Source organism: Micromonospora sp. NPDC005413, from assembly GCF_040606435.1.
Classification (GTDB): domain Bacteria; phylum Actinomycetota; class Actinomycetes; order Mycobacteriales; family Micromonosporaceae; genus Micromonospora.
This window is the reverse complement of record NZ_JBEXEV010000015.1, coordinates 93297-118896: the sequence shown is the minus strand read 5'-3', so window position 1 is coordinate 118896 and position 25600 is coordinate 93297. Positions and strand designations below refer to the sequence as shown.

The 25600-nt window shown below is 71.7% G+C and carries 27 protein-coding genes and 1 tRNA gene; 10 read left to right on the top strand and 18 right to left on the bottom strand.

What is annotated here, in order from left to right; genetic code table 11:
- Window positions 1-408: 408 nt before the first annotated feature.
- Window positions 409-927 carry a hypothetical protein gene (locus tag ABZS37_RS18240; RefSeq protein WP_355170298.1) on the top strand — a complete coding sequence of 173 codons (519 nt, stop codon included), beginning with the start codon at window positions 409-411 and terminating at the stop codon, window positions 925-927.
- An 11-nt stretch (window positions 928-938) separates the two neighbouring features.
- On the opposite strand, the gene ABZS37_RS18235 is transcribed toward ABZS37_RS18240, so the two are convergent.
- A complete protein-coding gene (locus tag ABZS37_RS18235; protein WP_355170296.1) occupies window positions 939-1244 on the bottom strand; it encodes a hypothetical protein in 306 nt (101 codons plus the stop codon).
- Between the two features lies 1 nt (window position 1245).
- Window positions 1246-1329: transfer RNA gene (locus tag ABZS37_RS18230), tRNA-Tyr, on the bottom strand.
- A 145-nt stretch (window positions 1330-1474) separates the two neighbouring features.
- Between ABZS37_RS18230 and ABZS37_RS18225 the strand changes: the two genes are divergently transcribed.
- From ABZS37_RS18225 to ABZS37_RS18210, 4 genes are read left to right on the top strand one after another with little or no spacing between them, the layout of a single operon-like run.
- Window positions 1475-1969: a YajQ family cyclic di-GMP-binding protein gene (locus tag ABZS37_RS18225; RefSeq protein ID WP_354995000.1), complete on the top strand. Its 495-nt coding sequence runs from the start codon at window positions 1475-1477 to the stop codon at window positions 1967-1969.
- 59 nt (window positions 1970-2028) lie between these two features.
- Entirely contained in the window at window positions 2029-2385 is a 357-nt protein-coding gene (locus tag ABZS37_RS18220) for a hypothetical protein (protein WP_355170294.1), read from the top strand.
- Window positions 2382-2837 carry a MerR family transcriptional regulator gene (locus ABZS37_RS18215; protein WP_355170292.1) on the top strand — a complete coding sequence of 152 codons (456 nt, stop codon included), beginning with the start codon at window positions 2382-2384 and terminating at the stop codon, window positions 2835-2837. The genes ABZS37_RS18220 and ABZS37_RS18215 overlap by 4 nt, the downstream gene beginning before the upstream one ends.
- Before the next feature lie 39 nt (window positions 2838-2876).
- Complete coding sequence (locus ABZS37_RS18210) at window positions 2877-3212, top strand: YnfA family protein (RefSeq protein ID WP_354994997.1); 336 nt, start codon at window positions 2877-2879, stop codon at window positions 3210-3212.
- 55 nt (window positions 3213-3267) lie between these two features.
- Here ABZS37_RS18210 and ABZS37_RS18205 read toward each other — a convergent pair whose 3' ends face one another.
- From ABZS37_RS18205 to ABZS37_RS18165, 9 genes are all read right to left on the bottom strand, one after another.
- Window positions 3268-4527 (bottom strand): MFS transporter, encoded by a 1260-nt coding sequence (locus ABZS37_RS18205; protein ID WP_355170290.1) that lies wholly within the window; start codon window positions 4525-4527, stop codon window positions 3268-3270.
- A 145-nt stretch (window positions 4528-4672) separates the two neighbouring features.
- The gene (gene htpX, locus ABZS37_RS18200) at window positions 4673-5548 is read right to left on the bottom strand and encodes a zinc metalloprotease HtpX (RefSeq protein WP_354994995.1); all 876 of its coding nucleotides are present in this window, start codon (window positions 5546-5548) and stop codon (window positions 4673-4675) included.
- 124 nt (window positions 5549-5672) lie between these two features.
- Window positions 5673-7169: a proton-conducting transporter membrane subunit gene (locus tag ABZS37_RS18195; protein ID WP_355170288.1), complete on the bottom strand. Its 1497-nt coding sequence runs from the start codon at window positions 7167-7169 to the stop codon at window positions 5673-5675.
- A 55-nt stretch (window positions 7170-7224) separates the two neighbouring features.
- Window positions 7225-8733, bottom strand: a complete 1509-nt coding sequence (locus ABZS37_RS18190) for an NADH-quinone oxidoreductase subunit M (RefSeq protein ID WP_355170286.1) — start codon at window positions 8731-8733, stop codon at window positions 7225-7227.
- A gap of 55 nt (window positions 8734-8788) precedes the next feature.
- Entirely contained in the window at window positions 8789-10726 is a 1938-nt protein-coding gene (locus ABZS37_RS18185) for an NADH-quinone oxidoreductase subunit L (protein WP_355170284.1), read from the bottom strand.
- On the bottom strand, window positions 10723-11100 hold the full coding sequence (gene nuoK, locus ABZS37_RS18180; protein ID WP_355170282.1) for an NADH-quinone oxidoreductase subunit NuoK: 378 nt from the start codon (window positions 11098-11100) through the stop codon (window positions 10723-10725). The genes ABZS37_RS18185 and nuoK overlap by 4 nt, the downstream gene beginning before the upstream one ends.
- Window positions 11097-11663, bottom strand: coding sequence for an NADH-quinone oxidoreductase subunit J (locus tag ABZS37_RS18175; RefSeq protein WP_354994990.1), 567 nt, complete (start codon window positions 11661-11663; stop codon window positions 11097-11099). The genes nuoK and ABZS37_RS18175 overlap by 4 nt, the downstream gene beginning before the upstream one ends.
- A gap of 85 nt (window positions 11664-11748) precedes the next feature.
- The gene (locus ABZS37_RS18170; protein WP_354994989.1) at window positions 11749-12363 is read right to left on the bottom strand and encodes an NADH-quinone oxidoreductase subunit I; all 615 of its coding nucleotides are present in this window, start codon (window positions 12361-12363) and stop codon (window positions 11749-11751) included.
- A 103-nt stretch (window positions 12364-12466) separates the two neighbouring features.
- The gene (locus ABZS37_RS18165) at window positions 12467-12895 is read right to left on the bottom strand and encodes an ester cyclase (protein WP_355170280.1); all 429 of its coding nucleotides are present in this window, start codon (window positions 12893-12895) and stop codon (window positions 12467-12469) included.
- 117 nt (window positions 12896-13012) lie between these two features.
- Here ABZS37_RS18165 and ABZS37_RS18160 point away from each other — a divergent pair, with 117 nt between their 5' ends.
- The gene (locus ABZS37_RS18160; protein ID WP_355170278.1) at window positions 13013-14032 is read left to right on the top strand and encodes a glutathione S-transferase C-terminal domain-containing protein; all 1020 of its coding nucleotides are present in this window, start codon (window positions 13013-13015) and stop codon (window positions 14030-14032) included.
- Window positions 14033-14146: 114 nt separating this feature from the next.
- Here ABZS37_RS18160 and ABZS37_RS18155 read toward each other — a convergent pair whose 3' ends face one another.
- Together ABZS37_RS18155 and ABZS37_RS18150 are read right to left on the bottom strand one after the other, a co-directional pair.
- Complete coding sequence (locus ABZS37_RS18155; RefSeq protein WP_354996735.1) at window positions 14147-15109, bottom strand: complex I subunit 1 family protein; 963 nt, start codon at window positions 15107-15109, stop codon at window positions 14147-14149.
- A complete protein-coding gene (locus tag ABZS37_RS18150; protein ID WP_355170276.1) occupies window positions 15109-15912 on the bottom strand; it encodes an NADH-quinone oxidoreductase subunit C in 804 nt (267 codons plus the stop codon). The genes ABZS37_RS18155 and ABZS37_RS18150 overlap by 1 nt, the downstream gene beginning before the upstream one ends.
- A 105-nt stretch (window positions 15913-16017) precedes the next feature.
- Here ABZS37_RS18150 and ABZS37_RS18145 point away from each other — a divergent pair, with 105 nt between their 5' ends.
- Window positions 16018-17064: a glucose 1-dehydrogenase gene (locus ABZS37_RS18145; protein ID WP_355170274.1), complete on the top strand. Its 1047-nt coding sequence runs from the start codon at window positions 16018-16020 to the stop codon at window positions 17062-17064.
- Window positions 17065-17080: 16 nt separating this feature from the next.
- On the opposite strand, the gene ABZS37_RS18140 is transcribed toward ABZS37_RS18145, so the two are convergent.
- Both ABZS37_RS18140 and ABZS37_RS18135 read right to left on the bottom strand, forming a co-directional pair.
- Entirely contained in the window at window positions 17081-18397 is a 1317-nt protein-coding gene (locus tag ABZS37_RS18140; RefSeq protein ID WP_355170272.1) for a DUF2252 domain-containing protein, read from the bottom strand.
- Window positions 18398-18500: 103 nt separating this feature from the next.
- The gene (locus ABZS37_RS18135) at window positions 18501-19082 is read right to left on the bottom strand and encodes an NADH-quinone oxidoreductase subunit B family protein (RefSeq protein WP_355170326.1); all 582 of its coding nucleotides are present in this window, start codon (window positions 19080-19082) and stop codon (window positions 18501-18503) included.
- Window positions 19083-19314: 232 nt separating this feature from the next.
- On the opposite strand from ABZS37_RS18135, the gene ABZS37_RS18130 reads away from it, so the two are divergent.
- Window positions 19315-19833, top strand: coding sequence for a SigE family RNA polymerase sigma factor (locus ABZS37_RS18130; protein ID WP_355170324.1), 519 nt, complete (start codon window positions 19315-19317; stop codon window positions 19831-19833).
- The gene (locus tag ABZS37_RS18125) at window positions 19826-21031 is read left to right on the top strand and encodes a hypothetical protein (RefSeq protein WP_355170270.1); all 1206 of its coding nucleotides are present in this window, start codon (window positions 19826-19828) and stop codon (window positions 21029-21031) included. Before ABZS37_RS18130 ends, ABZS37_RS18125 begins: the two co-directional genes overlap by 8 nt.
- Before the next feature lie 53 nt (window positions 21032-21084).
- Here ABZS37_RS18125 and ABZS37_RS18120 read toward each other — a convergent pair whose 3' ends face one another.
- From ABZS37_RS18120 to ABZS37_RS18110, 3 genes are read right to left on the bottom strand one after another with little or no spacing between them, the layout of a single operon-like run.
- Complete coding sequence (locus tag ABZS37_RS18120) at window positions 21085-22572, bottom strand: aminotransferase class V-fold PLP-dependent enzyme (protein WP_355170268.1); 1488 nt, start codon at window positions 22570-22572, stop codon at window positions 21085-21087.
- A gap of 27 nt (window positions 22573-22599) precedes the next feature.
- Entirely contained in the window at window positions 22600-24018 is a 1419-nt protein-coding gene (locus ABZS37_RS18115; RefSeq protein WP_355170266.1) for an MFS transporter, read from the bottom strand.
- 32 nt (window positions 24019-24050) lie between these two features.
- Window positions 24051-24365, bottom strand: coding sequence for an MGMT family protein (locus ABZS37_RS18110; protein WP_354996746.1), 315 nt, complete (start codon window positions 24363-24365; stop codon window positions 24051-24053).
- Between the two features lie 61 nt (window positions 24366-24426).
- Here ABZS37_RS18110 and proB point away from each other — a divergent pair, with 61 nt between their 5' ends.
- Window positions 24427-25536: a glutamate 5-kinase gene (gene proB / locus ABZS37_RS18105; RefSeq protein WP_355170264.1), complete on the top strand. Its 1110-nt coding sequence runs from the start codon at window positions 24427-24429 to the stop codon at window positions 25534-25536.
- Window positions 25537-25600: the final 64 nt, after the last annotated feature.

Here is a 25600-nt window from a genome sequence, read left to right as displayed (position 1 = left end):
CCCAGCCGTAACGGAGCCATCAAATCTGGCGGGCCGGTCACTGTCAGTGACGCGCCGAACAGGCGAACCGCGCTTGCGGTCCGTGTCCAGCCATCGACCACCATACCGGCTCTTCGCCAGCCCGCCAGTACCTCGACGGATCCCTTTCAAATGGTCGAAAGGTTTCACCAACGAGAGTGGCGGAGGAACCACGCTCGATGGCCTCCCCGCCAGGCCGCGCCACCGTTGCGCCCGATGGGGAACTGGCCACGCCTTGGTGACTTCGCACGTACGAGCTCAGGATGTCCGCAGCGGCCGGAACGCGGCCCGCACCTCGGTGGAGACCTCGGTCGGCGGGACGCCGGGCACATCCACCCGACGGACGCCTATCTCGGAGACAACGCCGGCTCGACGGTGGACCCTGTACCGATGCTCAGAGATGACGCGCTCGCCCGCTTTCAAGATGCCGCCATCCTTTGGAGTGTCGGATCGGGTACGGCGGTTGAGGTAATCGAGGCAGCCTGTGACTGCCTCGTCGCAGGCGTAGACAGTCCAACCCTTCGGATCCTGGCAGGCATCTCGCCCGCTAGGGGCAGCGAGAGTGACGAGCTGCGGCGTTGGCTCGAGGACGCCCTGGCCGAACTCGCCCTGACCTACTACCGGGAGGGAAGCCGACAGGGTGAAGACGAAGCCCTCCGGATCATGGCCCGACGGCTGCTCGCCCAGGTCATCACACCCCGCGACCTGACGTCCTGGGCGTACAGGTTCATCACCTGGGATGGCACTCCCATGGCAGCCGAGCTGATCAACCTTGAGATCACCTACGACATCTTTTACGCCGACTACGAAGAGCACGACTACACCAGCACCGCGGCTGACGACCTCGACGCAGCCGTGATCGCTGAGGCTCACCGTTTGGTCTGCAACACCAGCGCCGCAAACGGTTGATCGATGGATGGTCACCCGAGTGCACCGCCGATCTTGTCGTTCATGGTGTCGTCGCCGCCGTCGATGCAGTTGGCGTAAACGCGGAGCAGAACGGCGACGCCGTGGCCCAGGCGCCGGGCGACCTCGGTCGGCGGGACGCCGGCATTCAGCCAGAGCGAGGCCGCCGCGTGCCGCAGGTCGTCGGGCCGGCGTACGAGCGGCGAGGCGACCTGAGATTCGGTGAGCGCCTTCTCGCGGGCGAGCTTCCACCACCGGTCGTAGACCGACGACAGCGGCCCCCGATCAGCATCTCTGCTGGTCAGGGGCCGTGTCTGCACCTGGTGGCGGGTGAAGGATTCGAACCTTCGAAGCTTTCGCGACGGATTTACAGTCCGCTCCCATTGGCCGCTCGGGCAACCCGCCAGGGCACCCCACCGCGTCGTAACGCGGCGGCGGAAGCAAGGATAGCGGCTCCCCCCGGCACGGACGCAACCGGGTACGGTCAGGGGGTCGTGCCGCTGGTCGGCGGCCGACGGCAGGCCCACCGCCGGACAGCAGGAGCAGAAACATGGCAGCGAACCCGTCGTTCGACATCGTGAGCAAGGCTGACCGCCAGGAGGTCGACAACGCCCTCCGGCAGGCGGAAAAGGAGCTCTCGACGCGGTTCGACTTCCGCGGCACCGGCGCGGAGATCTCCTGGTCGGGTGAGGAGGCGATCGGCCTTCAGGCGGAGACTGAGGAGCGGGTCCGCGCCGCCCTGGACGTGTTCAAGGAGAAGTTGGTCAAGCGGAACATCTCGCTGAAGTCGTTGGACGCCGGCGAGCCGCGCCCGTCGGGCAAGATCTTCAAGATCGACTGCAAGGTGATCCAGGGCATCGAGGCGGACAAGGCCAAGGCGATCAGCAAGAAGATCCGCGACGAGGGCCCCAAGGGTGTGCAGGCGCAGATCCAGGGCGACCAGTTGCGCGTCACCGGCAAGAAGAGGGACGACCTCCAGGCGGTCATCGCCCTGCTCAAGGGCGAGGACTTCGGCGTCGCCCTCCAGTTCGACAACTACCGGTAGGGCACTTCTGCCGGCTGGGGCTTGCATCCGGTACCTGGGTACAGGCTTACCGTCGGGATATGAGCGACCGACATGTCACGACGGATGCCTCCTGGGTGCCGGCTGCGTGCACTCTGCCGACGGCCGAACAGCCGCTGCGGCTCGCCGAGTTCGATCAATTTTTCCGCGATGCGGTTCGGGGTGTCGAGCGGCTGTCGGCACGGCATCTGCGGTTGCAGCTCGGCGGCGCGCAGCAGGTGGAGGAGACCGCGCGGGATCTGACGGCCCGGGAGTCGTCCTGCTGCTCGTTCTTTGCGTTCGACATCGCGCGCCCTGGCCCGCAGTCGCTGACGCTGGACGTTCGCGTAGCAGCGGCGCACGTCGACGTGCTCGAAGCCCTCGCCGAGCGGGCGACATCTGCCCGGGGTCAGAGATGACCGGGTCGGGGCTGCGCATCGGTCAGCTGGCCGATGCGGCCGGGGTCAACTCGCAGACGTTGCGCTACTACGAACGCCGGGGACTACTCACCTCCCCACGGCGGTCGCCGGGCGGACATCGGCTCTACCCGACCGACACCGTCACCCTGCTACGGGTCATCAAGACCGCACAGCGCCTCGGCTTCACCCTCAACGAGGTGGCCGACCTGCTCGACGCCGGCCGACACCAGCACAACCGACCCGACACCGGCCTCCAGGCGCGAGCCAAGGACAAGCTCGTCGAGGTGGAGCAGAAGTTGGCTGACCTGACGGTCATTCGCGACACCCTCCGCGCCGCCATCTCGGCCGGCTGCGACGACCTGGTCGCCTGCGCCGGCAACTCCTGCTGCCCGCTGCCGTTTGCTGAACTCACCGCCACGCGACCGGCTGCGCCGGAGGCACGGTCAGGGTGAGCAGCACGACCGCCAGGTGCTCAGGTTAAGGTCCGACGCATGACGGTGGTTCGATCAATCCTGCTGTTCATACTCGCCGCGATCGCCGAGATCGGCGGCGCATGGCTCGTGTGGCAGGGCTGGCGAGAGAACCGAGGGCTGCTGTGGATCGCGGCCGGAGTCATCGCACTCGGGCTCTACGGCTTCGCCGCCACCTTCCAACCTGACCCGAACTTCGGGCGTATCCTCGCCGCCTACGGCGGAATCTTCGTCGCCGGCTCCCTCGTCTGGGGCATGGTCGTCGACAAGTTCCGCCCCGACCGCTACGACATCACCGGCGCAGCGATCTGCCTCGTCGGCGTCGCCATCATCATGTACGCCCCCCGCAGCTCATAGTCATCCGCCGAATTCCAGGGTCCAGCGGAGATTGAGTCGATCAAGCGGGGACCGTTCAGACCGTGACCGGCTCTTCGGTGCGTACCGCCGTGGTTTCCGCGCGGGCGATGGACCCGGCGGGCAGCGCGGCGACCGCGGCCCCGACGGCGACCGCCGCCCCGGCGAACAGGAACGCCCAGCGGACGCCGCCGGTGTGATCCACGATCAGGCCGGCGACCGAACCACCGGCGGCGCTCGCGGCCACCGCCACGGTCACGACCCAGGTGTACGCCTCGTTGAGCATGCCGGTTGGGGCGATCCGACCGACCAGGGTGTTCTCCAGGGTCAGCGCGGGCGCGATGGTGGCCCCACCGACGACCAGCGCGGCACCCAGCGCCAACGGCGTGGGCATCATCGCGAACACCACGAAACTGCCGGCGACCGCGGCGAGCAGCAGGGCGAACTGTCGGGTCATGTTCGGCGACGGCCTGCGGACACCGAACCAGAGCCCGCCGACAGCACTGCCCGTCCCCCAGACTGCCAGCAGGATCCCGGCCAGGCTCTCCGGGTCGTCGGTGGTGTAGCCACTGGCGTACGCCGGGACGATCACGCCCGCGGCGCCGAATGCGATGCCGAGCCCGGCCACGCAGAAGAGCAGGGCCGGGAAGCCGATGACCCGCAGCGGGCCGAGCCCTCGGGCGTGGTGCTCTCGCGGGTGCGGGCGCCAGCCGCGCATCACCCGGCCGAGGGCCACGGCGGTGGTGCCGACCAGGGTGACCACGGCCGCCCCGATCAGCGCGGCGGCAGCGTCGGCGAAGATGACGAAACCGGCCACGAGCAGCGGGCCGAGTACGAAGACGACCTCGAAGAGCGAGGTCTCCGCGGCCAGTGCGGTGTTGCGCAGGGCGTACCGGCCGGAGCTGGGGTTGGTCAGCTCATTCCAGGCGCCACGGATGGCGGCGGTGAGCGGCGGGTACGTCGCGCCGGCCACGGCTGCGGCGAGGTAGATGGTGGGTAGAGCGTCGTCGCCTGAGCGGCTGGCCAGCAGCAGCCCGATGAGTGCCAGCGGGTGGGTCACGGCGGTGACCAGCAGGACAGGGCTCGGGCCGACCCGGTCGGCGATCCGCCCGGCCACCGGGCTGAGCGCGGCACCGGCGACGGCGTAGATCCCGCCCGCGACGGCGGCCAGCGCGTACCGCCCGGTCACCTGCTCGACCACCAGGAGCAGCGCCAGCGGGGTCATGCCGATCCCGAGCCGCCCGATGATGCCGGTGACCAGCAACATGGGCGCGCCGGGGATCCGCCAGACACCCAGGTACTGACGCAACGCGGCCACCGAACCTCCCGAAGATGTAATGAGCGTGAGCCGTTACGACCCTAACGCTGCCGCCCGACCGGCAGACACCGGATATCCGCCCCGACGCAGCACTCCGCCCGTACCCGGTGCGATCGGGGTACGGGCGGAGGTGGGAATCAGCGGGTCAGCGCTGGAACTGCACCGGCCCCGAGTTGGCGGCCATCTGCTCCAGCCGGGCGACCCGGTCCTCCATCTTGGGGTGCGTGGAGAAGAGCGCCGCCATGCCGCCGCCCCGGAACGGGTTGGCGATCATGAGGTGCGCGGTGCTGGTGAGCTGGCCCTGAGCCGGCAACGGCCGACGCCGCGCCACCGCATCGATCTTGCGAAGGGCGCTGGCCAGGGCCAGCGGGTCACGGCTCAACGTGGCGCCCGAGGCATCGGCCTGGAACTCGCGGCTCCGGCTGATCGCCAACTGGATGATGCTGGCCGCGATCGGGCCCAGGATCAGGGTGAGCAGCAGCACCGCCGGGTTCGGCCGGTCCTCGTCGTCCCCTCCGCCCAGCGGAATGAAGAACGCGAGGTTTGCCAGCAGGGTGATGATGCTGGCCAGGCCGGCCGCCACGCTGGAGATCAGGATGTCCCGGTTGTAGACGTGTGACAGCTCGTGCCCGATCACACCGCGCAGCTCGCGGTAGTCGAGGATCTCGGTGATGCCCTGGGTCACGCAGACCGCCGCGTGCTGCGGGTTACGGCCCGTGGCGAACGCGTTGGGCTGCGCGGTCGGGCTGACGTACAGCCGCGGCATCGGCTGCTGGGCCTCGGCAGCCAACTCGCGCACCATGCGGTACAGATCGGGGAACTGTGCCTCGGTGACCGGTTGCGCCCGCATCGAGCGCAGTGCGAGCTTGTCGGAGTAGAAGTAGGAAACGCCGTTCATGACCAACGAAATGACGACGGCGATGACCAGGCCGCCACTGCCGCCGAACCAGTAGCCCACCACGAGAATCAGCGAGGTGAGCAGGCCGAGCAGCGCGGCGGTCTTCAGACGGTTGTGGTGCACGATCTCTCCTTCGGTGCACGGATCACCGGGATCCGCTGACCGGTGTAACACTCCGGTACCCACCAACCATCCGTCTCAACGCTGAGAGTTCACTGAGACGTGCCAGGTAGGACCCTGTTTCCGGTCAGCGGCCGGCCAGATCGAGCACCAGTTGCGGAGCGACACCGAGCACCACAGCGGCCACCGTCGCCACCGCCAGCACCACCGCCACCACACCCACCAGGGGTACGGCCGCCGCACCGCCGGGAAGCGGCGCAGCCGCGCCGGACGTCGTCTGCGGCGCCCAGAGTGCGGCGGTCACCCGCAGGTAGTAGGCCAGCCCGATCACCGCGTTCAGCGCCACCACCAGCGCCAGCCAGGCCGCGCCACCGTCCAGCAGCGCCCGCACCACGGTCACCTTCGCGAACAGGCCAGCCAGCCCCGGCGGCAGCCCAGCCAGACCCACCAGCGCGAGACCGAGCGCCGCGCCGCGCCACGGGTGCCGGCGGGCCGCCCCGCGCAGGTCGTCCAGGCTGCCGCCATCCGCACCCGTCGGGCGCAGCGCGGTCACCGCGGCGAACGCCGCCAGCTCCAACACCACGAAGAAGACGGCGTACGCCAGCGCGGCGGCATACGCGGCGGACCGTGCCTCGTCCGTACGGCCGGCAGCCAGCGCCAACGCTCCCAGCGGGGCGAGGATGTAGCCGGCCTGCGCGACGGACGACCAGGCGAGCAGCCGGACCGTACGCCGCTGGCGCAGGGCGACCAGGTTGCCGACGGTCATGGTGAGCACCGCGAGCAGGGCGAGCACCGGGCCGGTCTGGTCCGCCGGCAGCGCCCGCTGCACCACGGCGAGCAGAGCGACCAGGCCGCCCAGCTTCGACGCCGTGGACAGGTACGCGGCCACCGGCAGCGGCGCTCCGTCGTAGGTGGCCGGCGCCCAGGCGTGGAACGGCACCGCCGCCACCTTGAAGGCCAGCCCGACCAGCAGCACCGCCACCGCGGCGGTGGTCAGCGGCAGGTCCCGCAGCTCCGGCCGCTCGGCGAGCAGCGTGTTGAGCCGGTCCAGGTGCAGCCCACCGGTCACCGCGTACAGCAGCGCCGCGCCGAGCAGGGTCAGAGTGGTCGCCACCACGCTGACCACGAAGAAGGTCACGGCGGCCTCGGCACTGGCGAGGCTCCCCCGGCGCAGGCCGACCAGCACGTACAACGGCAGGGTCAGCGTCTCCAGGGCGACGATCAAAGTGATCAGGTCGCCGGCCGCACCGAGCACCACGCCGCCGGTCATCGAGCAGGCCAGCAGGAAGCAGTACTCCCCCACCGGCGACCGACCGGCCTTCAACGCGGGCACGGACAGCCCGAGCACGCCCAGGGTGAGCAACGCCACCACCGCGCCGACCAGAGCGGCGCGACCACCGAAGATCCACGAGCAGTCCGCGCCGACGCAGAACGTCCGCCGCTCCCCCGCCGCGCCGACCAGGGCGGCGCCGACCGCCGTACCGAGCGCACCGAGCGCGGCCACCACGATCGTGGCCCGCGGCCGGGCCAGCAGCAGGTCGGTGATCAGCACGAGCACGGCGGTGCCGGCGGCCAGGTAGGCCGGCAGCAGTGCCACGCTGTCCACGCTCTGCACCACGTTCACCAGACCGCCTCTGTCCGCGACTGCGGGGCTCGCAACACCGGCTCACTCCTCGCGCTCACGGAAAGACCACCCCAATGAGGGCATCGACCGGGGCCTCGGCGACGCCGAGGACGAGCGCCGGGGCCAGCCCGATGGCCAACGCGAGCAGGACCAGCGGCACCCATGCGGTCAGCTCGGCACCGGCCAGAGCGGGGCCGACCCGGCCGACCGAGGTGCTCGGCCGGCCGTGGGTGACCTGGCGCAGCAGCCGCAGGAAGTACGCGGCGGTGAGCGCGCCGCCGATCGCGGCCAGCACCCCGAGGGTGGTCCAGAGCGGGCCGCCCACCTGGATGGCCGCGATCACCGTGAACGCCTCGCCCCAGAAGCCGGCCAATCCGGGCAGGCCGAGCGACGCGATCGCCGCGAACGCGAGCAGGCCAGCCAGCCGAGGCGCGGTCTCCCGCAGCCCGGACAGCTCGGCGAGAGTGCCCGTGCCGGTACGGTCCTTCACCGCACCCGCCAGGAAGAACAGCAGGCCGGTGATCACCCCGTGTGCGACGTTGCCGATCAACGCCGCCTGGATGCCGGTGGTGGTCAGCGTGGCGACGCCCAGCAGCACGAAGCCCATGTGCCCCACGCTCGAGTACGCGATCAGCCGCTTCACGTCGGCCTGGGCCAGGCAGACCAGCGCGCCGACCAGGATCGCGGCGACCGCCAGCACGCCGAGCACCGGTGCCGCCCAGCGGGCACCCTCCGGCGCAACCCCCACCGCCACCCGGATCAGACCGTAGGTGCCCATCTTCAGCAGCACCCCGGCCAGCACGACACTGCCCACCGTGGGGGCCTGGGTGTGCGCGTCGGGCAGCCAGGAGTGCAGCGGCCACAGCGGACTCTTCACCGCGAACGCCAATGCGAACAGGGTGAACGCGGCCAACTGGGTGCCCCGGGACAACCCGTCGCCACCGGTCAGCGCCACCACGTCGGCGGTGCCGGCGGCGGCCACCACGACGTACACGCCGACCAGCAGCAACACCGAGCCGAACAGGGTGTAGAGCGCGAACTTGCGGGCCGCCCGACGCCGGTCCGTGCCACCCCAGCCGGCGATGATCGCGTACATCGGCAGCAGGACGACCTCGAAGAAGAGGAAGAACAGCACCAGGTCCAGGGCCAGGAAGGTGCCCAGGATGCCCACCTCGACCACCAACAGCAGCGCGACCAGCGCCCGGCCACTGCCGCCGCCCGGCACTCGCCACATCGTGTACGCGCAGCAGAGCAGCGTGAGCAGCGCGGTCAACACCACCAGCGGCCAGGAGATGCCATCGACGCCGAGATGGAAGCGCAACTCCAGGCCGGGCACCCAGGGCAGGTCCAGTTGATGCCACGGACGCACCGCCGGCCCGTCAGCCGACCAGGCCATCCAGCCCCGCCCGCCGAACACCAGCGGCACCGCCGCCAGCAGGGTCAGCGCCGCCGCGACCGTGCCGACCAGCCGGGCCGCCCGGTCCCGTGGCGTCGCCGCCACTGCGGCCGCGCCGAGCGCCGGCACCGCCAGAACAGCGACCAGCAACACCTGCCCAAACGTCATCGGACCGCCTTTGTTCGCGACTGCGGGGCTCGCAACCCCGGCTCACTCCTCGCGCTCACCGGACCGCTCCAATCACGGCCGCTGCCAACCCGATCAGCAGCGCGCCGGCCAGCACCCCTGCGGCGGCCCGGGGCAGCGCCGCCCGGTGCAGCGCGGCCAGCCCTGCGCCCAGACGGGACGCGGCCCGGCCACTGCCCTCAACCGCGCCGTCCACCACCACCTCGTCGCTCGTGCGCACGGCGCGGGCCAGCGCGCGGACGGGGCGTACGACCAGGGTGTGCTGGACGTCGTCGAGCCGGAACGCGCGGGCGAAGACCGGCCGCAGCGGACCCAGCGCGGTCGCCGGGTCGGCGGCCGGGTCACGACGCCAACCCAGCAGCACCAGCCCGGCGCCGACCAGCAGCAGCGCGAGCGGCAGCAGCAACCCCGGCCCGAGGTGGACCAGGCCGTCCTCGGAGCCCGCCACCGGCACGGTGGGGAACCGCAACCGATCGGCGAACACCCCGACGAACCCGAGAAGACCGAGCAGCGCGGCCGGCACGGCCAGCAGCAGCACCGGCCAGCGCAGCAACGCCGGCGGGTCGTGCGGCCGGACCAGGGGCATGCGGGGAGCGCCGAAGAAGGCTCGCAGCAGCAAACGGCCGGCGTACCAGGCGGTGATCGCCACGCCGATCAACCCGGCCAGCCACACCAGCCAGCCCACCCAGGACGGCGCCGGGCCGGTGCCTTCCAGCGCGGCGGCTTCGGCCACCGTCAGTACGCCGTCCTTGCTCCAGAAGCCGGCCAACGGCGGCACCCCGGCCAGCGCGCCCAGGCCCACCACGGTGCACCAGAACGTCACCGGCATGCTCCGTCGCAGCCCGCCCATCTCCGACATCAGGGTGGTGCCGACCGCGTGGATCACCGCGCCGGCGGCGAGGAACAGCAGCGCCTTGAACGCGGCGTGGGTGAGCAGGTGGAACAGCGCCGCCGACGGCGAGCCGACCGCCAGCGCGCCGGTCATGTAGCCCAACTGGGAGACGGTCGACCAGGCCAGCACACGTTTGATGTCGTCCTGTGCGGTGGCGGCGAGCGCGCCGAGCAACAGCGTGATCGCGCCGATCACCCCGAGCACGGTCAGCGTCACCGGCGCGGCCGTGAACAGCGGGTAGAGCCGGGCCACGGCGTACACCCCGGCGGCGACCATCGTCGCCGCGTGGATCAGCGCCGAGATCGGCGTCGGGCCGGCCATCGCGTCCGGCAACCAGGTGTGCAGCGGGAACTGCGCGCTCTTGCCGGCCACCCCGGCGAGCAGCAGCAGACCGGCAGCGGTCAACGTCGCGGTGGAGTGGTCGTGGGCGAGCACGTCGGCGATCCGGAAGCTGCCCGCCGACACACCGAGCAGCGCGATGCCGAGGAGGAACCCGACGTCACCGACCCGGGTCACCAGGAACGCCTTCATCGCAGCCGCCGGCGCGCCGGGCAGTCGGCGGTCGTGGGCGATGAGCAGGTACGAGCAGAGGCCCATCACCTCCCAACCGACCAGCAGCATGATCAGGTCGCTGGCGACCACCACCAGCAGCATGGCACCGGTGAAGAGGCTGATCTGGGCGGCGTACGGCGGGTAGCGGTGGTCGACGTCGATGTCGTCGTGCGGGCCACGCCGCAGGTAGCCGATCGAGTAGACCTGCACGGCCAGGGCGACCGCGGTGACCGCCACCGCGACCAGCGCGGCGGCGCCGTCCAGCCGGACGCCGAGCGTCACCATCAGCCCGCCGATGTCGACCCAGGTGGTCGATGTCTCCGTCGGCCCGTCGACCGTCAGCAGCAGCGCGACGGCCAACGCCAGCGCGCCGGCCGCGCCGATGACCCCGAGCGCGACGGCCGCCCGACGGGCCCGGTCACCGCCTTCCGCACCCCCGCTCGGGTGACGCGGGGCCGGCGGCAACAGCAGGCCGAGCAGACCAGCGACCAGCGGTACGGCGGGCAGCAGCACTCCGAGCAGCCCGGTCACCGGCCCGCCTCCCCGTCCCGGCCGGCGGTGGCCGGCTCCCGCCCACCGACCGGCTGCGACGACTCGGCCGGCTCGGTCAGCGGCACGTCGTCCACCGCCACGGTCGCCCGCAACCGGTAGAGCTGCAGGACGATCGCCAGCCCCACCCCGATCTCGGCGGCGGCGAGGACGATGACGAACAGCGCGAAGACCTGCCCGGAGTGCGGCAGCACGGCGCGAGCGGTGGTGTCCGCGGTGACCAGGATCAGGTTGACCGCGTTGAGCATCAACTCGACCGACATCAGCACCAGCACCGCGTTGCGCCGACGCAGCACGCCGTAGACGCCGAGGCCGAACAGCAGCGCGGCGGTGACGTACGGGATGACCGGCCTCACCGGCGCCCCCCGGATTCGATGTCGGTCAGGCCACCCGGCGCTGCCGTGCCATCGCGTTGCGGGTCTGGTCGGCCGATGTCCGGTCGGGACAGGACCACCGCGCCCACCAGGGCGGACAGCAGCAGCACGGAGAGCACCTCGAACGGCAGCACCCAGGACCCGAAGATCTGCTCCCCCAGCCGCTCGGCGGTGCCCGCGTCGGGCAGCGTGACGGTGCTCCAGCGGTACGCGTCGACCAGCAGGACGGTCAGCCCCAGCCCGGCGCCGCCACCGATCAGGGCGGCCGGCCAGCCGGGCCGGTCCAGGTCGTCGGAGGCGCCGATCGGGGCCCGGGTCAGCATCACCGCGAACAGCAGCAGGACCACCACCGCGCCCACGTAGATCAGCACCTGCACCCAGGCCACCAGCTCGGCACTGAGCACCAGGAAGTCACCGGCCAGCGCGCCCAGGCAGACCACCAGGTAGAGCCCCGCCCGGACCAGGTGTTTCGTGGTCACCACCAGCAGGCCGGCACCCACCGCCACCGCGCCCAGCGCGAGCAGCAGCACGTCCGCGCCGGTCACCGAGCCGCCCTCACGGCTCGGGCGGCCCCACGTCGCGCGGTCACACATCGCGCGGTCCCACGTCGCGCGGTCCCACGTCGCGCGGTCACGAGGCGGCACCTGGGTCGGCGTCGGGCTCGGAGCGTACCGATGGAGGAGCCGGACGGGCGGCGGCCGCCTTGCGCGCGGCGGCGGTCTCCTCCTTGGCCGGCTCGCCGTTGGGGTCGTGCGCGGGCGGCGGTGGGACGGTGGCCATCCACTGACCGAGGTGATCCTTGTCGTGCAGCAGGTCCTTGATGTCGTACTCGGCGTACTCGAATTCTGGTGACCAGTAGAGCGCGTCGAACGGGCAGACCTCGATGCAGATGCCGCAGTACATGCAGAGCGAGAAGTCGATGTCGAACTTGTCGAGCACGTTGCGCTGGCGGGGGCGGGCGGCGCCGGGCACCACCACCTCCTCCTTGTGCGAGTCGATGTAGATGCACCAGTCCGGACACTCGCGGGCGCAGAGCATGCAGACCGTGCAGTTCTCCTCCGACAGCGCGATCACACCGCGCGAGCGGGGCGGCAGGTCGGGGGCCACGTCCGGGTACTGCTGGGTGGTCGATCGGCTGGTCATCGTCTTGAGGGTGACCGCCAGCCCCTTCACCAGGCCCGCGCCGGGCAGACCGCGCGCGCTGGTGGCGCCGGCCGGGTCGCCGTGCTCGCTGGGGTCGCTCATGTCGACCATCCTGCCCTGTGGCCCCGGTGCGCGCGACCACCACCCGTGGGTCGATGACCCTAGGGTCTGCTCGGGAAGCGCGGCGACCTACCGATCAGCCGGATCACGCCCCGGGTCCACCGACGACCGTCGGTGGGAGCATCTCGACGCCGAGCTGTTGGAGCAGTTGGAACAGCTCGTTGCAGCTCCACACCTCGACGATCCGGCCCGCCGCGTCGAAGCGGAGGAACGTCGCACCGGAGTAGCTGACCACCTGCCCGGTCGGGGGCACCGGCCCGAACTGACCGACGTGCGTGCCGGCCGCACGCCAATGGACGGCCACCCGTTCACCGGCCGCCACCACGTCCACGATCTTGTAGCGCAGGTCCGGGAAGGCCGCCCGCCGCTCGCGGTGCCAGGCCAGCGTCGCCTCCGGCCCGGTGCCGCCCAGCCCCGGGCACTCCTCGGCGATCAACTCGTACGCCGACTCCTCCCGGCGTGCGTTCCACACGTCGGCGATGAACCGCCGGGCCGCCGCCTCCACATCCGTCATGACGGCAGGGTAGTCGCGCCGGTGGCCCATGAGACGAGGCCAGGTTGACCCGCCCGGCACCGCCAGGCCGGAGATCCGCGAGGATGGGACGGAGACGGCAACAGACCGGAGGGTGACGTGGGCGAGGAAACAGGCGGCAAGTACGTCGAGCCGGGCGGCGGGTTCACCCGCGACCAGCGGTACATCGCCACCCGGATCACCGAGGACGGGCGCGACGGGTACCCGGCGGAACCGGGCCGGTACCGGCTGGTTGTCAGTCGGGCCTGCCCGTGGGCCAACCGCCTGATCATCGTGCGGCGGCTGCTCGGCCTGGAGGACGCCATCTCGATGGGGGTGGCCGGGCCGACCCACGACGCTCGGAGCTGGACCTTCGACCTCGACCCGGGTGGCCGGGACCCGGTGCTCGGCATCGAGCGCATCCAGGAGGCGTACTTCAAGCGCTTCCCCGGGTACGAGCGCGGCATCACCGTGCCGGCGATCGTCGACGTGCCGACCGGGCAGGTGGTGACCAACGACTACGCGCAGATGAGCCTCGACCTGTCCACGCAGTGGCGCGCGTACCACCGCGACGGCGCCCCGCAGCTCTACCCCGAACACCTGCGGACTGAGATCGACGAGGTCAACCGCGTGGTGTTCTCCGACGTCAACAACGGCGTCTACCGGTGCGGTTTCGCCGGCACCCAGGAGGCGTACGACAAGGCGTACCACCGGCTCTTCGACCGGCTGGACTGGCTGAGCGAGCGGCTGACCGACCAGCGCTACCTGGTCGGCGACACCATCACCGAGGCCGACGTGCGGCTGTTCACCACGCTGGCTCGCTTCGACCCGGTCTACCACGGCCACTTCAAGTGCAACCGGCAGAAGCTGAGCGAGATGCCGGTGCTGTGGGCGTACGCCCGGGACCTGTTCCAGACCCCCGGTTTCGGCGACACCACCGACTTCGACCACATCAAGCGGCACTACTACGAGGTGCACCGCGACATCAACCCGACCGGGGTCGTGCCGCTCGGGCCCGACCTGTCCAACTGGGTCACCCCGCACGGTCGGGAAGCCCTGGGTGGCCGTCCCTTCGGCGACGGCACCCCGCCCCCGCCGCCGGCCGAGCCCGTCGACCCCGCACACACCCCACTGCGCTAAACAGACCCCACGCCCCCACGCCCCGCCGATCTTGCACTTTGTGCCGCCGAAATGCCCGCTTCACCGCCTTTGTCGGGGCAGGAAGTGCAAGATCGACGCGGCGTGGGGGTCGGGTTAGAGGGCTATGCGGACGGCTGCAGTCAGGACCAGCTGCGCCAGGGACGCGGGGACCAGCACCAGCCAGCAGAGCCGTTGCAGCTGGTCCTCGCGCAGCCGGGGGTAGGACACCCGGAGCCAGATGATCACGAAGGCCACGGCGAAGACCTTGAGCAGCGTCCAGAGCCAGCCCAACTGCTCGTCGGCGAACGGGCCCTGCCACCCGCCGAGGAACAGCACCGTGGTCAGCGCGGCGATCACCACGATGCCGACGTACTCGGCGAGCAGGAAGAACGCGAAGCGCAGACCCGTGTATTCGGTCATGTAGCCGAAGACCAGCTCCGAGTCGGCCACCGGCATGTCGAACGGCGGCCGGCGGATCTCGGCCAGCCCGGCGACGAAGAAAATGATCATCGCGGGTGCCTGCCAGAGCAGCCACCACGGCTGCCACGCCTCGACGATGCCGGAGAGGCTCAGCGTGCCCGCCGCCATCGCCACCGAGGCGGCGGCCAGCACCAGCGGCAGCTCGTAACCGAGCAACTGGGCGGCCCCACGCAGCCCACCGAGCAGGCTGTACTTGTTGGCCGACGCCCACGCCGACATGAGCACCGCCACGACCCCGACACCGACCACGGCCAGCACGAAGAACAGGCCGATGTCCAACGGTTGCCCGACCAGGTCGTTCGGGCCGAGCGGGATGACCAGCAGCACCAGCAGGTAGGGCACCAGGGCCACCGCCGGGGCCAGCCGGAACACCGCCCGGTCCGCCTCGCGCGGGGTGATGTCCTCCTTCTGCACGAACTTGACCCCGTCCGCGACCAACTGGGCCCAGCCGTGGAAGCCACCCGCGTACATCGGGCCGAGCCGGCCCTGCATGTGCGCCATCACCTTGTGCTCGGTCTGGCCGACCAGCAACGGCAGGGTGAGGAACGCGACCAACACGCCGCCCACCCGCAGCACCAGCTCCACCCAGAGCGGCATCAGGTCGTACCCCCGTCGTCGTCGGTGCGGTCAGCGCGGGCCGGCGGGTCCGCGACCGGGCCGGGCGCGGGCTGCTCGGGTGCGGCCCGGCCGTCGTCGGCCGCTGAGGACCGGGGAGTACGCGCCGGACGGGCCCCCGGGGCCGGCCGCGCCGGACGCTCACCGGCCGGCCTGGCCGGGGTGCCGCCGCGCGGACCCTCCCCCACGCCACCCGCGCCGGCCGGGGTGGGCGTGGTCCCCCACTCGCCCGGAGCGGGAACGCCCGGCGGGCGGATCGGTCGGCGCCCACCGCCGGCCTCGGACTCGCCCGGCTCCTTCGCACCCGGCCAGGGCTTGGCCACCCGGGAAGCGAGCACGAACTCCTTACGCAGCGGATGGCCCTCGAACTGCGGCGGCAGCAACAGCGGCCGCAACTCCCCGTGACCGGCGAAGTCGATGCCGAACATCTCGTGCGTCTCCCGCTCGTGCCAGGCGGCACCCGGGTAGACGTCGACCACCGAGGCGACCGTGGGCGCGCTGCGCGGCAACCGGGTACGCAGCAGCACACCGTGCCGCAGCCGCGTCGACCAGAGGTGCGCCACCACGTCGAAGCCCTCGGCCAACTCGTCCACGGCGGAGAGCCAGTCGAAGAAGTCGCAGGCCAGCTCGGTGTCGTCGCGGGCGGCGCGAACAGCGACCAGCCAGCTCGCCGGCGGCACATCGACGGTGGCACGGGCGAACCGCTGCCCGCCGGAGACCGACGGGGTCGCCTCAACCGGCGCGAGCAGCGCGACCAGCCGAGCGCCGACCTCTTCGGGAGTCATGCCGCTGATCCTAGTGCCGGCCCGGACCGCGCCCGTCCGTCGCCGATGCCCGGCGATCTGCCGGCTTTGGTCGCGGCGCAGCGCTCGGCGGGGAAGGATGAGGGTGTGCGCGCTGTGACTGTGACACCCGGGGTCGCCAACTCGCTGGGCCTCGTCGAGGATCAGCCCGAGCCGGCTGCCGAGGAGGGCGCCGTCCTGGTCGAGGCGCTGGCGGTGGGGATCTGCGGCACCGACCACGAGATCATCGCCGGTGCGTACGGCGAAGCGCCGCCGGGTGCCGACCGCCTCATCATCGGGCACGAGTCGCTCGGCCGGGTGATCGAGGACCCGACCGGCACCCTGCAACCCGGTGACCTGGTCGCCGGGATCGTCCGGCATCCCGACCCGGTGCCCTGCTCGAACTGCGCGGTCGGCGAGTGGGACATGTGCCGCAACGGGCAGTTCACCGAGCACGGCATCAAGGCACTGCCCGGTTTCGCGCGCGACCGTTGGCGGATCGAACCCCAGTTCGCGGTCCGACTCGACCCGGCGCTGGCCCAGGTCGGCGTGCTGCTGGAGCCGACCAGCGTGGTGGCCAAGGCATGGGACCACATCGAGCGGATCGGGCACCGGGCCGAGTGGCAGCCTCAGACGGTGCTGGTGACCGGTGCCGGGCCGATCGGGCTGCTGGCCGCACTGCTCGCCGCCCAGCGCGGGCTCTCGGTCCACGTGTTGGACCGGGCGACCGATGGCCCGAAGCCGGAGCTGGTCGCCGCGCTCGGCGCCACCTACCACGCGGTGCCGGTCAACGACCTGCCCTTCGAGCCGGACGTGGTCATCGAGTGCACCGGCGCACCCACGGTTGTCCTCGACGTCATGTGCAAGGCGGCCCCGACCGGCATCGTCTGCCTCGCCGGGGTGTCCAGCGGCGGCCGGATCATCGACTTCGACGCCGGGGCGCTCAACCGGGCGCTGGTGCTGGAGAACAACGTGGTGTTCGGCTCGGTGAACGCCAACCGGCGGCACTGGAACATGGCCGCGCAGGCACTCTCCCGAGCCGACCAGGTGTGGCTCGAGTCGCTGATCACCCGTCGGGTGCCGGTGAACAGGTACGCCGACGCGTACACCTCCGGGCCGGACGACATCAAGGTGGTGCTGGAGTTCGCGTCCTGAGCGACGCCCCTCCCGATCAGATGCCCGGCAGCCGGCCGTTGCGGAACAGGTCGACGAAGAGCTGGTGGTCCTGCCGGGCGCGCACCCCGTACACGTGCGCGAAGTCCACCAGGTGGGTGACGAAGCCCGACTCGTCGGCATCCACCGCCGCGACGATCGCCTCCTCGGTGGAGTAGTCCACCAGGTCGTGGCTGGATTCGTCGTCGGCGACCGAGTGCATCCGGGCCACCGCCCGACCAAGGTCGACGAGCACCCCGGTCAGCTCCTCCGGCTCGTTCACGTCCGACCAGTCCAGGTCGGCGGCGTACGGGGAGACCTCGGCGACGAGCTGACCAGTCCCGTCCAGCTCGGTGAAGCCCAGCCACGGGTCGGCGTGCGCCTGCAACGCCCGCTGCGACTCGGCAGTCCGGTGACCCTGGTGCTGGAAGTAGCCGCGGACCGACTCGTCGGTGACGTACCGCGCCACGGCCGGCACCTGCGCCTGCTTCATGTAGATGACGACGTCGTTCTCCAGAGCCTGGGTGTGCCCCTCCAGCAGCAGGTTGTACGACGGCAACCCGGCCGAGCCGATGCCCACCCCTTTACGCAGCACCACATCCTTGATCCGCGCCGCCACCGGCCGGAGCTGCGTCGAGGCGGCGGGCAGGGTGCCCAGGTAGTCCTGGAAGGCGGCCCGAACCTTGTCCCGGGTGGCGTCGTCGATCTCGAAGACGCCGTCACCGATGGAGAAGCGTCGCTCGTAGTTGTCGACGGTGGTCTGCGCGGCGAGCAGGTCGACGCGGGTGTTGAGCCGGGCCTGCTGGAGCACCCGGCGCAGCACCCCGTCGGCGTTGTCCAGGGTGATCGAGCCGATCGCGTCGTCACCGCCGGCGGCGATCGCGCGCAGCTCGGTCAGGTACGACCGGGCGAAGCCGGCCACCAGGTCCCCGATCGCCGTGTCGGAGAGCGCCTTGCCGTAGCCGAGCAGCGCCACGCTGGCCGCGAGCCGTCGCAGGTCCCAGGTGAACGGACCGACGTACGCCTCGTCGAAGTCGTTGACGTTGAACACCAGTTGCCCGGAGGCGTTCATGTAGGTGCCGAAGTTCTCCGCGTGCAGGTCACCGTGGATCCACACCCGACTGGTCCGCTCGTCGGAGAACCGGTCGTCGGCGAATTCGCCGAGCTGGTCGGCGTAGAACAGCGCGGCGCTGCCCCGGTAGAAGGCGAACGGTGAGGCCGCCATCTTGCGGAACTTCCGGCGGAAGGCGGCCGGGTCGATCGCCATCGACGCACCGAACTCCTCGGTGAGCACGTCGACGATGTGGGCGGACCGCTGGTCGGTGGAGCTGCTCATGATGCGCAGGCTAGCCCGGCCCAGCCACCCCGGACGTCGGACAACCGACTTGTCCCCTCCGGCCGACGGGCCAAGGTCCGCTCCACCAACGGCGGCTGTGCCGTCAGTTCTGGGCGGGTGGGCGTACCGGTGGGGCGGTGAGCGAGTCGACCGAGCGCGGGGCGGCGGCCTCGCGGGGCGGGGCGTCCAACGGCGCAGCGAGCACGTCCGGGCGGGGCACGCCACCCACGCCCGACTGCTCGGCGGCGATCTTCTCCTGAAGGCGCAGGATGCCGTGCAGCAGCGCCTCCGGCCGAGGCGGGCAGCCGGGCACGTACACGTCGACCGGGATGAGCTGGTCGACGCCCTTGGTCACCGAGTACGAATCCCAGTAGGGGCCGCCGCAGTTGGAGCAGGCACCGAACGAGATGACGTACTTCGGCTCGGGCATCTGGTCGTAGAGCCGCTTGATCGCCGGGGCCATCTTGTCGGTCACCGTGCCGGAGACGACCATCAGGTCGGCCTGCCGGGGGCCGTGGGCGAACGGGATCACGCCGAGTCGCATGAAGTCGTGCCGGCCCATGCTGGTGGCGATGAACTCGATCGCGCAGCAGGCCAGGCCGAAGTTGAACACCCAGAGCGAGTAGCGGCGCCCCCAGTTCAGCACGAACCGGATCGGCTCACCGAGCACTGCCGGCAGCTGCACCATTTCCCCTCCCGTCCCCCACCGGACAGTCAACCACAGCCTCCGGGCGCAACCCTGGGTGCCGGTGGCGACGCCGACCCGCGACGGCGGACAGTCGGGTTTACGGCACGGGATCCGCAACCACCCCGGCCGCTGTGGAGTGTTACCGGCGCCAGGGGGACTGACCCTACGGCGACGGGGAGGGGCAGTGACGGCAACGATGGGGGCACGCGCGAATGAGCCACCGGTGGCGATGAGGACCGGCGGGTCGGACGCGGTTACGACAACCTTCGACGACTTCTACCACGCACATTTCCGAGGGGTGACCGCGCAGTTGTGCGCGTACACCGGGGACCTGGGACAGGCGCAGGACCTGGCTCAGGAGGCGTTCTGCCGGGCGCTGGCCCGCTGGGACCGCCTGGTCCGGTACGAGGATCCGGTGGCGTGGGTCCGGCGGGTCGCGTGGAACCTCGCCCGGAGCCGGTGGCGCCGGCTCCGCACCGCCCGCGACCACCTGCTGCGGCAACGGCGAACCGAGGCGGAGGTCGCCGGACCGACGCCCGACCGCGTGGCCATCGACGCCGCGCTGGCGAAGCTGCCCCCCAACCACCGCCGGGCGGTCATCCTGCACTACCTGGCCGACCTGTCGGTGCATCAGATCGCTGCTCAGGAAGGGGTGGCTGAGGGCACCGTCAAGTCCTGGCTGCATCGCGGCCGGGTCGCCCTGGCCGGTCTGCTCGACGAGAACACCGAGGGGGTGTGGGATGTCTGACCTCGATCCGCTACTGCGCGAGCGGTTCGCCGCGTACCGCAGTGACGTGACGGCCAGCGTCGTCGGTCCCGGGCCGGAGCGGGCGCGGCACACCCTGCGCCGAAGGCGGCGGACGACGGCGGTGGCCGTGGCTGTCGCCGGGGTCATCCTGGTCGTGGCCCCGGTCGTCGCCAGTGCCGCGCTGCGTAACGATCCTCACCCGCCGGTGCCGGCGGAGTCCGTCGAACCGACAGCCCCGCCGACGGCAGGCCCCACGCCGACCGTCACCGGGTCGCCGAGCCCGCCGGCAACCGCCACGGGGACGCCGGACGCCCGGATCAGCCGGACGCAGCTACTCGCAGCACGCCTCGACCTGCCGGACTGGCCGCCGAACTTGCCGTCGACCTGCACAACCGCGAAGGTGCGCCTGGCGACCAGTTCCAACACCGCCTACGTGCCGTTGCTCACCGACGTTCCGGTGGGCCACGCCGACCTCGACGGCGACGGCGCCGACGAGACGGTCGCCGTCATCGCCTGTCGGTTCGGCGAGGCGTTGGCGAAGCAGGTGGTCGCCTTCGACCGGGACAGCAGTGGGCGGATCGTGACGCTCGGCCGCGTCGTCCGCACCACAGACGGTGTCGAGGACATCCTCGGCGTGACGGTCTCCACGGCCGGCTCGGTCCAGGTACGGGTGGCCGACCTTCAGCCATGCTGCGACATCCCGACGTACTGGCGGCAGGAACAACTGCGCACGTACCGGTGGGAGGGGGGCCGGTTCACCCAGACGGACGGCCCGACGACGTTCGGAAAGGACCGTCGGCTCACCAATCTGCGACTGACCATGACGTACAAGCTGGGTGGGCTCGTCGAGAACGACGCCCGGCAACATCTCACCACCGTCCTGACCGTCAAGAATGCCGGACCTCGCGACGCGGAGCGGATCAGCTTCGAGGGGCTGGGCCTGGGCGAGCCGACGGGCGGCGACTGGTCGACGTGCGACCCGCCGCCGGCGACCGAGCCGGACGACTCCGCGTGTCTGCTGCCCGGGATACCGGGCGGTGAGACCCGCAAGTACACCTTCGAGGAGTTGGTGCCCGGCGGGGCGCGGCAGGAGTCCATGACTCCGCGGAACATCGTCGTGTCGCACTGGGACCGGCAGGACCGCAGATGGCGCGATCTCACGCCGGACGACAACAAGGTCACGCTCGATCTTCGTTGAGCCTGCCGGTGCCCCACCCGTACGGGTGGGGCACCGGCGGTTCAGCCGCCGGCCTACCAGGTGGGACGTTGCAGCAACCCGACGAACTCGACCAGCAGCCGTTCGCGCACCGCGGGCGGAGCGGCGTCGAGCAGCGTGTTCACCACCGCCATCCGGTCCGGCGTCGGCGCGTCCCCGGCGCCGAGTCCGAGCGCGCCGGCCAAGCCGGCGACCAGTTCGGGGGTGAGCGCGTCCGGGGTCAGCGACGTCGCCAGTGCCGTCAGTTCGGGCGGCAGGGCGACCGGGCCGGCTGCCCGGGCCGTGGCCACCGCGTCGGCCAGGTCCGGCCCGAACTCGGCCACCCGGGGCGCGACCGCCGCGGTCACGGTGAGGTGCACGCTGGCGGGCAGGCCGGCGTACGACAACTGGGGTTGGGTGTGCCAGCCACGCGCGGTCAGCTCGTCGACCAGGACGAACAGGTCGGGGCCGCCCTCGGTGGCGGTGAAGCAGACCACTGTGGACTCTGGTTCGGCCATCAGCCGCAGCCCGTCGACGGCGCGGACCGCGTCGGCCAGGCCAGCGACCGCGTCCCGGGTGAGGGCGGCCAGCCGCAGGTAGCCGTCGTCGCCGAGGTGCCGCAGAGTCGCGTACGCGGCGGCGATCGGCCCGCCCGAGCGGGTGGACGCGATCACCGGGTTGATCATCGTGTAGCCGGGCCAGTCGGCGTACGCGAAGTACTGCGGGGCGCGCAACGCGGCGTCGCGGTGCAGCAGCACCGACACGCCCTTCGGCGCGTACGCGTACTTGTGCAGGTCCACCGAGATGGAGGTGACCCCGGGCACCGCGAAGTCGAACGCCGGCACCGGCTCCCCGAGACGACGCAGGTACGGCAGGGTCCAGCCGCCGAAGCAGGCGTCCACGTGGCAGCGCACCCCGGCGTCGGCCGCCGCAGCCGCGATCTCCGCGACCGGGTCCATCACCCCGTGCGCGTACGACGGCGCGGAGCAGGCGACCAGCACCGTCTCCGGGCGGATGGCGGCTGCCATCGCAGCCGGGTCGGGGCGCAGCGTGTCCGGGGAGACCGGCACGACATCCATCGCCACCCGCAGGTAGTGCGCCGCCTTGGCGAACGCGGCGTGCGCGCTCGACGGCACCACGATCCGGGGTGCGGCGATCTCCGGGTGGGCGTCCCGGGCCGTCTTGACGGCGAGGATCAGCGACTCGGTGCCGCCGCTGGTGACGCTGCCGACGACGTCCGGTGCCGTCGTGTCCGGCCCGCCGCCGAGCACCCGGCCAGCGGTACCGACCAACGCGTTCTCCATGGCCAGCAGGGACGGGAACGCGGTCGGGTCCAGCCCGTTGACGTGCGCGCTCTCCCGGTGGGCGGCAGCGGCCAGCTCGTCCAGCCCCGGCACCGCCGGGTCGTAGACGTACGCGAACAGCCGCCCCCCGTGCGTAGGCCGGTCAGCGCCGCGCAACGCACGAACCTCGGCAAGAACGTCCTCTGCGGCCACCCCGTCGGCGAAAAACGCCCCGACCCTCACCCTGTTCTCGTCGATCATGGACTCGTGGTGCCCTTCTTGTCATGGTCAGCGGCTTTCGTCCCCCACCACAACTCCATGATCGACGCGCTGGTCGTGCGTGGCGGCGGCGGTGGTGGCGGTTAGGACGGCGGGGGTGAGGGTGTAGCTCCGGAGGACGAGGATCGGGGGGGCTATCAGCAGGGCTGGGATGATCGTGAAGCCGAGGAGGACGCCCAGTCTCGCCGTGTCCGACTGGGCGGCTGCCGAGCCGGTGTCGGAGGACACGTAGCCGGAGATCTGGAGCACCAGTCCGTAGATGCCCGGGCCGAGTGCCAGGCCGAAGGTCTCCCCGGCGGTCCACAGGCCGGTGAAGACACCCGCCTGCCGTCGACCGGTGCGCGCCGTGTCGTACGCGATGCAGTCCGGCAGCATCGCCAGCGCGAAGACCTGCTGCCCGGCGTACCCGACGCCGATCACCGCGACCACCAGGTAGACCGCGACCGTCGGCAGCACCGACGCGGCGACCAGGGCGAGGGCCCCGGCGGCGAGGATCAGCGAGGCGACGACCAGCGCGGTCCGCTTGCCCAACCGGGCACCGACCCGGGTCCAGATCGGCATCACCAGCAGCGCCGGCCCGACGAAGCAGACGAAGAGCAGGGTCGGCCCGCTCTTGTCGTCGCGCAGGATCTGCCCCGCGAAGTAGTTGACTCCGGCCAGGATCGTCGCCACCCCGGCGGACTGCACCACGAAGCAGATCAGCAGCGCCCGGAACGGCCGGTTGGCGGCGGCCACGGCGAGTTGGGCGCGCAGGGTCGGCTCGCTGCCGCCCACCGTGCCGGTCGGCGCGGACCGGGTGCCGAGGAACGCGCCGACGGCACCGAGGGCGATCAGCGCCGCCACGAACAGCCCCATCCACCGGTGTCCGGCCACGCCGTCGCCGCCTGCGGTCACCACCAGCGGGGCGATCGCGCCGGAGACCAGGATGGCCAGCGCCAGCACCGCGATCCGCCAGGTCATCAAGCGGGTGCGCTCGGCGTAGTCGTCGGTCAACTCCGCCGGCATCGCCACGTACGGCACCTGGAAGAAGGCGAACGCGGTGGCAGTGGCCAGGAAGGCGAACGCCACGTACGCCACGGCGGCGGGGCCGTTACCGAACGGCGCGGCGAAGATGGACGCGAACAGGACGGCGAGCGCGAGGCCGGCGACGAGCAGGTACGGCCGGCGGGCACCCCAGCGCGACCGGGTGCGGTCGGAGATCCGTCCGGCGACCGGGTTGACCAGCACGTCCCATGCCTTGGGCAGCAGCACCAACAGGGCGGCCAGCCCGGCGGCCACGCCCAGCGTGTCGGTCAGGTACGGCAGCAGCAGCAGACCGGGCACGGTGCCGAACGCACCGGTCGCCAGTGAGCCGAGCGCGTAGCCGGCGTGCACCGGCCGGGGCAGCGAACCGGCGGCTGACGAGCCGGGGCCCGGCGGCGTTTTCATGGGGCCGAATGTTACTCACGTTATGCCGAAGGTCACATCCCCTCATCCGGCGACCAACCGGCCGCCGCGATGTCCACGCCCTCGCCGCGCAGCGGCGCCCCCTCGGCCCGCAGTCGGGCCCGCGCCTCCCGCTCGTGTCCCGGCGGCAGCCGGCCGGATGCGGCCACCACGCGGTGCCAGGGCACCGAGCCACCGTGCCGGGCCATGATGTTGCCCACCAGCCGGGCCGAGGCACGCCCCGAGCGCTCGGCGAGCGCGTCGGCGACCCCGCCGTACGACATCACCCGGCCCTCCGGGATCCGCTCGACCAGGTCGAGCACCGCCTCGACGTACTCGTCAGGTGTCACAACCCGCCACCATATGGGAAGGCCGCCGGACGGTCCGGCCGTGACCACGCAGAATGGTCGGGTGCGCGACGCAGTCACGACGGCCCGGCGGGTCGTCGTCAAGATCGGATCCTCCTCGTTGACCACCGCCACCGGCGGGCTGGCCGACGAGCGCGTCGACACGCTCGTCGACACCCTCGGTCGACTCGCCGCCGAAGGGCGCGAGGTGGTGCTGGTGTCCTCCGGCGCGATCGCCGCCGGGCTCGCCCCGCTCGGGCTGACCCGACGCCCGCGCGACCTGGCCACCCAGCAGGCCGCCGCCAGCGTCGGGCAGGGCCTGCTGATCGGCCGGTACGCGGCCAGCTTCGCCCGGCACGGCCGCACCGTCGGGCAGGTGCTGCTCACCGTCGATGACGTGACCCGACGGGCGCACTACCGCAACGCGTACCGAACGCTGCGCAAGCTCCTCGACCTGGGCGCGGTGCCGATCGTCAACGAGAACGACACGGTGGCCACCCAGGAGATCCGGTTCGGCGACAACGATCGGCTGGCCGCTCTGGTGGCCGCCCTGGTGCACGCCGACCTGCTGGTGCTCCTCTCCGACGTGGACGCTCTCTGGACCGGCGACCCCACCAAACCGCACTCGACCCGGATCGCGGAGGTCCGCGACGACGCGGACCTCGCCGGGATCACCATCGGCGGGGCCGGCCGGTCCGGCGTCGGCACCGGCGGCATGGTGACCAAGGTCGAGGCCGCCCGGATCGCCACCGGCTTCGGCATCCCGGTGGTGCTCACCGCCGCTGACCTCGCCGGTCCGGCACTGGTCGGCGAGCCGGTCGGCACACTGTTCCATCCGCAGCGGCAACGCCCGACGGCCCGGCTGTTCTGGCTGGCCCACGCCACCACGCCCCGAGGGCGGCTGCACCTCGACCCGGGCGCGGTGGCCGCAGTCGTCGGGCGGCGCAAGTCGCTGCTGCCCGCCGGCATCACCGCCGTGGACGGCACGTTCACGGCGGGCGACCCCGTCGACCTGGTGGACACCGCCGGCGCGCCGGTCGCCCGAGGGCTGGTCAACTACGACGCGGTGGAGCTGCCCGGGCTGCTCGGCCGCTCCACCTCCGAACTCGCCGCGGCGCTCGGCCCCGCGTACGAACGAGAGGTCGTCCACCGCGACGACCTCGTACTGCTGTAGGCACGGACCCCCATGTTCACACCCGAGGAGTGCAGAATGAGCGAATCATCGACTCAGGGCGTTG